Here is a 9,976-nt window from a genome sequence, read left to right as displayed (position 1 = left end):
TCGCTGGTGAACGCGACCACGCCTTCCAGTCCGCTGACGAAATCGTCCGGTACTGCCGCGCTAGCTGACATAGCTCGTGGACTCTCCTCGTTCGAGTGCCCCCGGTCAGAGCGGCACTGTCTCGGCGTTCGACAATTGCGCTGGGCGTGCATGCGGGATGGGCAGGCACCCTCGTCCGCGCAATCGACTTCCCTTCCCCGGGCATCGCACGATCGCGGCTGCAATCCGAGGGGACGGGTTCGGTCCCCAAAACTTTAGCCGGTGTCACCGGAGAGTTGATCAGTGCATACCCGGGAGTAGCGTTCTCGGCTGTGTCTCCAGATGCAGAACAGCCGAAACCGGTGAACAAGGACCTCGCGGCCATGCGCGTCGGTTACGCACACCAGGGCGCTGACGGACGGTACGTCGACTCCGATCTGGATGCCGACCAGCTGGGCGACGGCTGGCTTCCCCTGATGCGCCTGTGGCTCGAGGACGCCGTGGAGGCCGGGGTTCCCGAACCCAACGCGATGACACTCGGAACCGTCGACGAGCACGGACATCCGTGCACCCGCACCGTCCTCTGCAAGGGATTGAGTACGGACGGTGTGCTGTTCTTCACCAACTACGACTCGGACAAGGGCCGCCAGCTGGACGCGGTGCCCTACGCGTCGGTGACGTTCACGTGGGTGCCCGTCGCCCGGCAGATCACCGTCCGCGGTCCGGTCGAGCGCGTGAGCGCCGAGGTCACGGACGAGTACTGGCACAGCAGGCCCCGTGGATCCCGGCTGGGGGCGTGGGCGTCCGAACAGTCGAAGCCGATCGGTTCGCGGGCCGAACTGGACGCCGCGCTGCTGCACGCGGCGGAGCGCTTCCCCGTCGACGTCGACATCCCGGTCCGGCCTGACTGGGGCGGAATCCTGATCCGCCCCGCGGTCGTGGAGTTCTGGCAGGGCCGCGCCAACCGGATGCACAACCGCATCCGGACGTCGCTGGTCGACGGCTCGTGGACGGTGGAGCGACTGCAGCCGTGACGGTCGGGGAATAGTGAGCATGGGAAACGAGCTAAGGGAAGAATGACCGAGACCGTCACCGAGAAGAAGAAGCGGCGGCTGCTCGCCGACACCGCGCCGCTGCAGAACCGGGACTACCGCCGCCTGTGGGCGGCCGGGATCGTGACGGTGATCGGCGGGCAGCTCAGTGTCGTCGCCGTGCCTCAGCAGGTGTACGAGATCACCCGCAGCTCGGCGTACGTGGGTCTGACCGGCGTGTTCGCGCTGGTACCGCTGATCGTGTTCGGGTTGTGGGGCGGCGCGCTGGCCGACGTCATGGACCGGCGGAAACTGCTGACGATCACCACCGTCGGACTCGGTGTGACGTCGGTGCTGTTCTGGGTGCAGGCGGCGCTCGGACTGGACAACGTGTGGCTGGTACTCGGACTGCTGGGGTTGCAGCAGGCGTTCTTCGCGGTCAATCAGCCCACCCGCAGCGCGATCATCCCGCGGCTCATTCCGGCGGAACAGCTGGCCGCCGCCAACTCGCTCAACATGACGGTCATGCAGTTCGGCGCCATCGCCGGACCATTGCTTGCCGGTGTGATGATTCCGACGGTCGGGTTGTCGACGCTGTATCTCGTCGATTCGATCGCCCTCCTGGCCACGCTGTGGGCGGTGCTCCGGCTGCCTGCCATCCCGCCGACGGGGGAGTCGCGCCGGGCCGGGCTGCGCGAGGTGTTCGACGGGTTCGCCTACCTCGCGACACAGAAGGTGCTGCTCGCGTCGTTCGTCGTCGACATCATCGCGATGGTGTTCGGCATGCCGCGGGCGTTGTTCCCGCAGATCGCGCACGACACGTTCGGCGACCCGGCATCGGGCGGTGTGGCACTCGGACTGCTGTTCGCGGCGATGTCCTTCGGCGCGGTGGCCGGTGGGGTGTTCTCCGGTTGGCTGCCGAGGGTCCGGCGCCAGGGCCTCGCCGTGATCGTGTGCATCGTGCTGTGGGGTCTCGCGATGGTCGGCTTCGGCGTGGTGGTCGGGATCGCGTCACCCGGCGACAGTCCGGTCCTGTTGTGGATCGCGCTCGCGTTCCTCGCATTCGGTGGTGCCGTCGACATGGTCTCGGCCGCGTTCCGCAGCACCATGCTCCAGCAGGTCGCCACGGACGAGATGCGCGGACGACTCCAGGGCGTGTTCATCGTCGTCGTGGCCGGAGGCCCGCGGATCGGTGACGTCGTGCACGGCGCGGCCGCGGCGGCGGTCGGGACGAGCGTGGCGGCCGCGGGCGGCGGCGTCCTCGTCGTCGTCGGTGTGGTGATCGCCGCGCTCGCGTTCCCGGCACTGGTGCGTTACAAGGTCACCCGCTAGGTTCCTGTGCGCCATCACATATCTCGTGCCCATCTCGGGCACACTGAAGTGCATGGGTGAACCGCAGTCTTCGAAGACGGACAGGCCTTCCACGGCCGGATTCGAGATCCGGGGAGGCGGCTACCGGGCCGGTATCGCGGCCACCGGCGCCGGGCTCCGGCTACTCGAATGGGACGGTCCGGAGGGGCCGATGGCGCTCACCGAGACGTGGGACATCGGAACCCGGCCACCGTTGTCGGCCGGGTTGATCCTCGCGCCGTGGCCCAACCGGATCCGCGACGGCCAGTTCGTCTTCGACGGCATCGACCATCAGCTCGAGATCACGGAGCCGACGTTCGGCAATGCGAGTCACGGATTCGTCCGCCGCCGGGACTGGCGTGTCGCGAATCACACCGACGACCGCATCGAGTTGTCGATCGACGTCGGCCTCCACAAGGGGTGGCCGTACCCGCTGCGGCTCACCGTCGCATACGTCCTCGACGACGACGGCCTGACCGTGACGCACACGGCGACCAACACGGGAGCCATCCCGGCGCCGTTCGGGATGGGCTTCCACTCCTACGTCCGCGCCGGCGACGTCCCGCTCGACGAGTGCACGCTGCGACTGTCCGCCGGGACCCGGCTGCCCCTCGACGAGCGCATGCTGCCGAGTGGGGGCTCGCAGGCCGTGGCAGGCACCGAATACGACTTCACCAGCCCGCGCACGCTGGCGGGCGTCGCTCTCGACACTCCGTTCAGTGCACTGGACGTCGACGCGGACGGCAGGTCGCGGCACGAATTGCGCGCGCCGGACGGCACCGGAACGGTCCTCTGGGCGGCCCGTGAGTTCGGCTGGCTGCAGGCGTTCGTCGCGGATCCCGACGCCGGTAAGTCGTATCCGGGACGCGGGCGGGCGCTGGCGCTCGAACCGATGACGTGCCCGCCGGACGCGTTCAACTCCGGGATCGATCAGTTGGTGCTCGCTCCGGGGCAGCAGTGGACCGGTGTGTGGGGCATGTCCGCGCTGGGGTCGTAGCGGTTCAACTTTCGAGCATCGAGTGCCCACTTGGTGAGACGGTGTAACACCGGTCGCGGTCCGGCCGATACGTCGGGCGGGGGTTCTTCTGTCGCGGCTGCGGGGCTCTGTCCCACCCTCTGTTCTTCCCTCACCCCGTCTGGCGTCGCGGTGTGCGTTCTGCGCCGTCTCCGGCATCGGTGCAGGTAACGCGGCCGGTCCAGTCTCGGGAAACTGGCCCTCACCGATTCGACGCCCGCGCCGTGCGGGCAAATCGGACACTCGCCGATCCAGTTCGGCGACCCTTCTCCGTGGTCGCCGCGCATCCCGCGGCGGACCCGGATCACGGCCTCTGAGCGGACCCGCCTTCGGCACGCAGGCCAGAGTGGGACTAGTTTCTACCTGAATGAAGTTGTTACTCATTGGTTTGAGCTTGAGAGGGATGCTTCGTGCCTGACAATGACACAAAGCCCACGCTTACCTACCCTGGTGGTGAGCACACGATGTCCATTGCCAGGGCAACCGAGGGCAATGACGGTATCGAACTGGGCAAGCTGCTCGCCAGCACCGGGTACACCACCTTGGACCCGGGTTTCGTCAATACCGCCTCCACCAGCTCCGCGATCACCTACATCGACGGTGAGCACGGGATTCTCCGCTACCGCGGGTACCCGATCGAACAGCTGGCCGGGAAGTCGACCTTCATCGAGGTCAGCTATCTGCTGATCTACGGTGAGCTGCCCACCACGGCGCAGCTCGAGTCGTTCACCGACCGGATCCGGCGGCACACGCTGCTGCACGAGGACCTCAAGAGGTTCTTCGACGGATTCCCGCGGAACGCACACCCGATGCCGGTCCTGTCCAGCGCCGTCAACGCGCTGTCCGCGTACTACCAGGATTCCCTGGACCCGGCCGACCCGGAACAGGTCGAGTTGTCGACCATCCGTCTTCTCGCGAAGCTGCCGACCATCGCGGCGTACGCGTACAAGAAGTCCGTCGGGCAGCCGTTCCTGTACCCGGACAACTCCCTGAACCTGGTCGAGAACTTCCTCCGGATGACGTTCGGCTTCCCCGCGGAGCCCTACGAGATCGATCCCGAGATCGCCAAGGCGCTCGACATGCTGCTGATCCTGCACGCCGACCACGAGCAGAACTGCTCGACGTCGACGGTGCGGCTGGTCGGCTCGTCCGACGCCAACCTGTTCACCTCGATCTCCGGTGGCATCAACGCACTCTGGGGCCCGCTGCACGGCGGCGCCAACCAGGCCGTGCTGGAGATGCTCGACGAGATCAAGGCCAGCGGCAGCAACGCGGACGACTTCGTCCGCAAGGTCAAGAACAAGGAAGACGGTGTGAAGCTCATGGGCTTCGGGCACCGCGTCTACCGCAACTACGACCCGCGTGCGGCGATCGTCAAGCAGACAGCACACACCATCCTCGAGAAGCTCGGCGGCGACGACGAGCTGCTCGATATCGCGATGGCACTCGAAGAGGCGGCGCTCACCGACGACTACTTCGTCGAGCGCAAGCTGTACCCGAACGTCGACTTCTACACGGGTCTGATCTACCGCGCGATGGGCTTCCCCACCCGCATGTTCACCGTTCTGTTCGCCATGGGCCGCTTGCCCGGGTGGATTGCACACTGGCGCGAGATGCACGAAGATCCCGCTACGAAGATCGGCCGTCCACGCCAGATCTACACCGGTTACACCGAGCGTGACTACAAGGACGTCACAGGTCGCTGATCGCGAATACCTGTGCCGAACCATAGAGCCCTCACCGAGGAGGACATATGACCAAGCCCGAGATCGAGTTCCAAGACGGACCCGCCCCGACCGACCTGGTCATCAAGGACGTGGTGGTCGGAGACGGCGCAGAGGCCGTCCCCGGGGGCACCGTCGAGGTGCACTACGTCGGCGTCGAGTTCGAGTCCGGCGAGGAGTTCGACTCCTCCTGGAGCCGCGGCGAGTCCATCCAGTTCCCGCTTCGCGGCCTCATCAAGGGCTGGCAGGACGGCATCCCCGGCATGAAGGTGGGCGGACGCCGTCAGCTCACGATCCCGCCGGAGCTGGCCTACGGTCCCGCCGGCGCCGGACATCAGCTGTCCGGCAAGACGCTGGTCTTCATGATCGACCTGCTGGACGTGAAGGAATAGTCTCCGCAGCACGAAAAGCCCCGCATCACCTCAGGGTGAGGCGGGGCTTTCTGCTTTCGGTGTTTCCGGTCCCGGTGACTGGTGTGCCGTGTCGGTATGGAGTTCGACGACGAGGCGTGCGCCGCCGAGCGGGCTGACCTCGAAACGTGCGCTGCCGTTGTGCAGTGCCGCCTGCTGCGCGACGAGCGCGAGGCCGAGGCCCGACCCGCTCTTCGTCGCGTTGGAACCGCGGTGGAACCGTTCGAACACCGCGGCCCGTTCGGCCTCGGGCACCCCCGAGCCGTTGTCGTCGACGACGACGGTGGTGATGCCGTCGGCCGCTCTCAGCGTGATCGTCACCGCGGTGGCGCCGCCGTGCCGGACCGCGTTCTTGATGGCGTTGTCCAAAGTGAGGTGCAGTCCACCGGGCATGCCGCGGACCGTCACCGGGGTCGCGTCGACGGTCACCTGCAGGCCCGGATTGTGACGCATCGCCTCCTCGGCGGCGAGGTCGCTGATGTCGACGAGGTCGCAGTCCACGAAGTCCTTGTCGGTGGACAGTTCACCGCGGGCGAGGCGCTCGAGGTCGGACAGCGTCGATTCCACCCGGCCCTGTGAGCGGGCGAGGTCGCGGAGGATCTCGTGCTGCTGTTCCGGCGTCAGGTCGAGAGTGGTGAGGACCTCGAGGTCGGTGCGCATCGCGGTGAGAGGGGTCCGGAGTTCGTGTGCCGAGACGGCGGCGAAGTCGCGTGCGGTGGCGAGCGCGGCGGTGGTCGCGTCCTGCGCCTCCGCGACGTCGCGCAGCATCGACTCCGCGGCGGAGGCCAGTTCGTCCGCCTCCCGGACACCGGACGTCGTGGGGGTCAGCTTCGGTTCGCGGCGCACGATGCGGCCGGTCAAGTCGACCAGCGGGCGCACGGCACGACCGCCGAACAACCAGCCGAGACCGCTGGCCGCGGCGATGGCGAGCGCTCCGACGAGGGCCACCTGCCGTTGCTGCTCCGACGTCACATCCTGGGCTTCGGCGTACGGCACGGCCAGGGAGATCCGGGTGCCGAGGAGCGGCACGGTCGCGGTGTACGCCCGGTACGTCGTGTCACCCACCTCGACGGTCTGCTGGCCCGGGTCGAGTTCGGGCAGCTGGGTGGGGGTACTGACGAGCACGGTGTCGCCGTCGGCCGAACGGATCGTGATGGCGAACGCACCCTTGTCGCCGAGTGCCCCGAGGAACAGACCGGCGGTGGCGGCGTTGGGAACCAGGACGTCCGACGCCGTCTCCAGCCGCCGGTCGAGTTGCGACAGGTTGTTCCGGTTGATCGCCAGCGACACCAGGATGCCGAGCGCCACGACGATGATCGTCGCCCCCAGCGCGGTCGCGGCGGCCACACGGGTTCGGAGCGAGAACGACCGTCTCACGACGGTTCCCGGAGCACGAACCCGACTCCGCGGACCGTGTGCAGGAGGCGCGGCTGACCACCGACTTCGAACTTGCGACGCAGGTAGCCGACGAACACGTCCACCACGTTGGTGTCGGCGACGAAGTCGTACCCCCACACCAGTTCGAGGAGCCGCTCACGGCTCAGCACGATGCCGACGTTGCGGGCGAGAACCTCGAGGAGTTCGAATTCCCGTTTGGTCAGTGTGACCTCCTCGCCCGCAATGAAGACCCTTCGTGCGGACGTCCGGATCTCCAGCGCACCGACGCGGATCGGTGGGGTCGCGGGCGAGTCGGCCGGCGCGGCGGCCGTCGTACCGTGCCGCCGCAGCATCGCCCGGATCCGGGCGATCAGTTCGGCGAGGACGAACGGCTTGACCAGGTAGTCGTCGGCACCCGACTCCAGGCCGGAGATGCGGTCGTCGACGGTGTCGCGGGCGCTGAGCACGCAGATCGGGATGTCGTTGTTCATCGCGCGGAGCGCGGTCACGACACCGGTGCCGTCGATGACCGGCATGTTCATGTCGAGCACCATCGCGTCCGGACGTCGTTCGCTGACCACCCGGAGCGCGTCGGCGCCGTCGACGGCCGTGAGGACGGTGAATCCGGACAGGCGCAGGCCGCGTTCGAGGGACGTCCGCACGTCCTCGTCGTCGTCGACCACGAGGACACTGGCTGAGTCGGTGACGGTCACTCCTGCATTGTGCCGTGGGCGCGACCACTGAGCGTGCGGATGGCAGTTGTGAGAGCGTGTCTCGTCCGTACACTCGTTGGAGATGTTTTCTTCGCTGCAGGCATTCGAACTGACCGAAACCAACCGTGACTGGCTGATTCACCGCCCGGCCGAGATCGCGGCCTACGTCGTCCTGGCGCTGGTGCTGCGTTTCGCGTTGCACCGGATGATCGACCGGATGACGCGGCCCCGGGAACCTTCCGACAAACCGCCGATGCTCCGTCCCCTGCGGGAACGCGCCCCGCGGGGCGTCAAGGAGGCGATGGTCAACGAGCGTCGCGCGCAACGCGCCCGGACGATCGGGTCCGTCCTCAAATCGACGGTGTCGATCGTGGTGCTCATCTGGGTGGTGCTCCAGGTTCTCGCCGTCCTCGGCGTCAATGTGGCGCCGTTCATCGCGTCCGCCGGTGTGATCGGTGTCGCACTCGGTTTCGGTGCGCAGAACCTCGTCCGGGACTTCCTGTCGGGCATCTTCATGCTGCTCGAGGATCAGTACGGCGTCGGGGACGTCGTGGACCTCGGCGAGGCCGTGGGAACGGTCGAGACGGTGGGTCTGCGGGTCACCACGATCCGTGACGTCAACGGCACCCTGTGGTACTGCCGCAACGGTGAGATCGTGCGTGTCGGCAACATGAGCCAGGGTTACGCGGTCGCGGTGGTCGATCTGCCGATCGCGCACGCCGCCAACGTGCAACGGGCGTGCGAGGTGGCGCTGGAGGCCGTCACCGAGGCGGCCAAGGGCGACGCGATCGCCGCCGACGTACTGGAACCCCCGGAACTGCTGGGCGTCAACTCGGTGACCGCGGAATCGGTCACGCTGCGGATCACCGCGCGGACCAAGCCGGGCAGGCAGTGGGCGGTGCAGCGGGCGTTCGCCCGCGCGGCGCTGTCGGCGTTCGAGCACTACGACATCGACGCGCCGTACCTGTCGGTGCTGTCCTCGGCTCGCTCCATGAACTGATCGGCCCGCGCTTCGTTACCGTGGCAGGTATGGACACCGCACTCGTCTGGTTCCGGCGCGACCTCCGGCTCGGTGATCTGCCGACGCTCCACACGGTGGCCGAGTCGGGGGCGCGTGCGCTCGGGTTGTTCGTCCTCGACGATCGGCTGCTGACAACATCGGGCGGTGCGCGCCGGGACTTCCTCTTCCGCAGCCTCGCCGCGTTGGACGACCAACTCGACGGCCGGTTGCTGGTGGTGAAGGGCGATCCCGTCGACGTGGTCCCGAGGGTGGCGGAGAAGGTGTCGGCCGAAGAGGTGCATGTCAGCGCCGACTACGGGCCGTACGGTCGCGAGCGTGACGCCGCGGTCGCCGAGCACGTCGAACTCGTGGCCACCGGGTCGCCCTACGCGGTGGCACCGGGCCGGGTGACCAAGACGGACGGGGAGCCGTACCGCGTGTTCACCCCGTACTTCCGGCAGTGGCTCGAACACGGGTGGCGCGCCCCGATCGACACCGGTCCGGCGACGGTGGAGTGGGTGGACCCGGACGACGTGAAGGCGCGGCGGGTGCAGATCCCCGAACCCGAATCCGACGGGTACGCCGCGGGTGAGGCGGCGGCGCTGGAGCGGTGGGCGGAGTTCTGCGAGGACGACCTCGCCGGGTACGAGGACGCGCGCGATCGTCCCGGTCTCGACGCGACCAGCCGGATGTCGGTGTACCTGAAGTACGGCAACATTCATCCGCGCACGATGCTCCGTGATCTCGCGCGCCGCCGCAGCAAGAGCGCCGAACAGTACCGGCGGCAGCTCGCGTGGCGGGACTTCTACGCCGACATCCTCTTCCAGCGCCCCGACAGCGCCCGCGGAAACTACGACCGTCGCTTCGACCACATCCGCTACGACAGTGGGCCCGACGCCGAGGAGGCGTTCACGGCGTGGTGCGAGGGCCGGACCGGGTTCCCGATCGTCGACGCCGGGATGCGTCAGCTGAAAGCCGAAGCCTGGATGCACAATCGGGTGCGGATGATCGTCGCGTCGTTCTTCGTCAAGGATCTGCACCTGCCGTGGTGGCGGGGTGCCCGCTACTTCATGAACCAGCTCGTCGACGGCGATCTGGCGAACAATCAGCACGGCTGGCAGTGGACCGCGGGATCGGGGACGGACGCGTCGCCGTACTTCCGGGTGTTCAACCCGACGACGCAGGGGGAGAAGTTCGACCCCGACGGCGAGTACGTCCGGCGGTGGGTGCCCGAACTGCGTGGCATCTCCGGGAAGGCCGTTCACGCCCTGAAAGACGGTCGCCCCGAGGACTATCCGCCGCCGATCGTCGACCACGCCCACGAACGGCAGGAGGCGCTCGCCCGCTACGGCGAGATCAAGGCCCCGTGAGTACTTC

At 67.7% G+C, this 9,976-nt stretch carries 9 protein-coding genes; 7 read left to right on the top strand and 2 right to left on the bottom strand.

Annotated features, from left to right (window positions below):
- Positions 1 to 341: 341 nt before the first annotated feature.
- The 5 genes from pdxH to AZG88_RS14385 all read left to right on the top strand — a co-directional run bounded on the left by pdxH (position 342) and on the right by AZG88_RS14385 (position 5,491).
- Positions 342 to 1,013 carry a pyridoxamine 5'-phosphate oxidase gene (pdxH, locus tag AZG88_RS14405; RefSeq protein ID WP_082833311.1) on the top strand — a complete coding sequence of 224 codons (672 nt, stop codon included), beginning with the start codon at positions 342 to 344 and terminating at the stop codon, positions 1,011 to 1,013.
- A 42-nt stretch (positions 1,014 to 1,055) separates the two neighbouring features.
- Positions 1,056 to 2,342 carry an MFS transporter gene (locus AZG88_RS14400; RefSeq protein WP_005244095.1) on the top strand — a complete coding sequence of 429 codons (1,287 nt, stop codon included), beginning with the start codon at positions 1,056 to 1,058 and terminating at the stop codon, positions 2,340 to 2,342.
- Between the two features lie 52 nt (positions 2,343 to 2,394).
- A complete protein-coding gene (locus AZG88_RS14395) occupies positions 2,395 to 3,357 on the top strand; it encodes an aldose 1-epimerase family protein (protein ID WP_005244094.1) in 963 nt (320 codons plus the stop codon).
- A 428-nt stretch (positions 3,358 to 3,785) separates the two neighbouring features.
- Positions 3,786 to 5,081, top strand: coding sequence for a citrate synthase (locus AZG88_RS14390; RefSeq protein WP_005244092.1), 1,296 nt, complete (start codon positions 3,786 to 3,788; stop codon positions 5,079 to 5,081).
- Positions 5,082 to 5,128: 47 nt separating this feature from the next.
- The gene (locus AZG88_RS14385) at positions 5,129 to 5,491 is read left to right on the top strand and encodes an FKBP-type peptidyl-prolyl cis-trans isomerase (RefSeq protein ID WP_005244090.1); all 363 of its coding nucleotides are present in this window, start codon (positions 5,129 to 5,131) and stop codon (positions 5,489 to 5,491) included.
- Positions 5,492 to 5,521: 30 nt separating this feature from the next.
- On the opposite strand, the gene AZG88_RS14380 is transcribed toward AZG88_RS14385, so the two are convergent.
- On the bottom strand, positions 5,522 to 6,886 hold the full coding sequence (locus tag AZG88_RS14380) for a sensor histidine kinase (protein WP_005244088.1): 1,365 nt from the start codon (positions 6,884 to 6,886) through the stop codon (positions 5,522 to 5,524).
- Positions 6,883 to 7,599: a response regulator transcription factor gene (locus AZG88_RS14375; RefSeq protein WP_061041551.1), complete on the bottom strand. Its 717-nt coding sequence runs from the start codon at positions 7,597 to 7,599 to the stop codon at positions 6,883 to 6,885. Before AZG88_RS14375 ends, AZG88_RS14380 begins: the two co-directional genes overlap by 4 nt.
- Before the next feature lie 82 nt (positions 7,600 to 7,681).
- Here AZG88_RS14375 and AZG88_RS14370 point away from each other — a divergent pair, with 82 nt between their 5' ends.
- Together AZG88_RS14370 and AZG88_RS14365 are read left to right on the top strand one after the other, a co-directional pair.
- Positions 7,682 to 8,599: a mechanosensitive ion channel family protein gene (locus AZG88_RS14370; RefSeq protein ID WP_025431914.1), complete on the top strand. Its 918-nt coding sequence runs from the start codon at positions 7,682 to 7,684 to the stop codon at positions 8,597 to 8,599.
- Between the two features lie 29 nt (positions 8,600 to 8,628).
- Positions 8,629 to 9,969, top strand: coding sequence for a cryptochrome/photolyase family protein (locus tag AZG88_RS14365; RefSeq protein ID WP_061698076.1), 1,341 nt, complete (start codon positions 8,629 to 8,631; stop codon positions 9,967 to 9,969).
- Positions 9,970 to 9,976: the final 7 nt, after the last annotated feature.

The sequence above is a fragment of the Rhodococcus sp. LB1 genome, assembly GCF_001583455.1.
Lineage (GTDB): Bacteria > Actinomycetota > Actinomycetes > Mycobacteriales > Mycobacteriaceae > Rhodococcus_F > Rhodococcus_F opacus.
Note: the sequence above shows the minus strand (reverse complement) of the source record. Positions and strands in the feature narration are given on the sequence as shown.

What these genes read in the sequence shown, in the direction of transcription:
- AZG88_RS14400 (WP_005244095.1), top strand. Translation starts at nt 1,056, where the DNA reads ATGACCGAGACCGTCACCGAGAAGAAGAAGCGGCGGCTGCTCGCCGAC.
- AZG88_RS14395 (WP_005244094.1), top strand. Translation starts at nt 2,395, where the DNA reads ATGGGTGAACCGCAGTCTTCGAAGACGGACAGGCCTTCCACGGCCGGA.
- AZG88_RS14385 (WP_005244090.1), top strand. Translation starts at nt 5,129, where the DNA reads ATGACCAAGCCCGAGATCGAGTTCCAAGACGGACCCGCCCCGACCGAC.
- AZG88_RS14370 (WP_025431914.1), top strand. Translation starts at nt 7,682, where the DNA reads ATGTTTTCTTCGCTGCAGGCATTCGAACTGACCGAAACCAACCGTGAC.
- AZG88_RS14365 (WP_061698076.1), top strand. Translation starts at nt 8,629, where the DNA reads ATGGACACCGCACTCGTCTGGTTCCGGCGCGACCTCCGGCTCGGTGAT.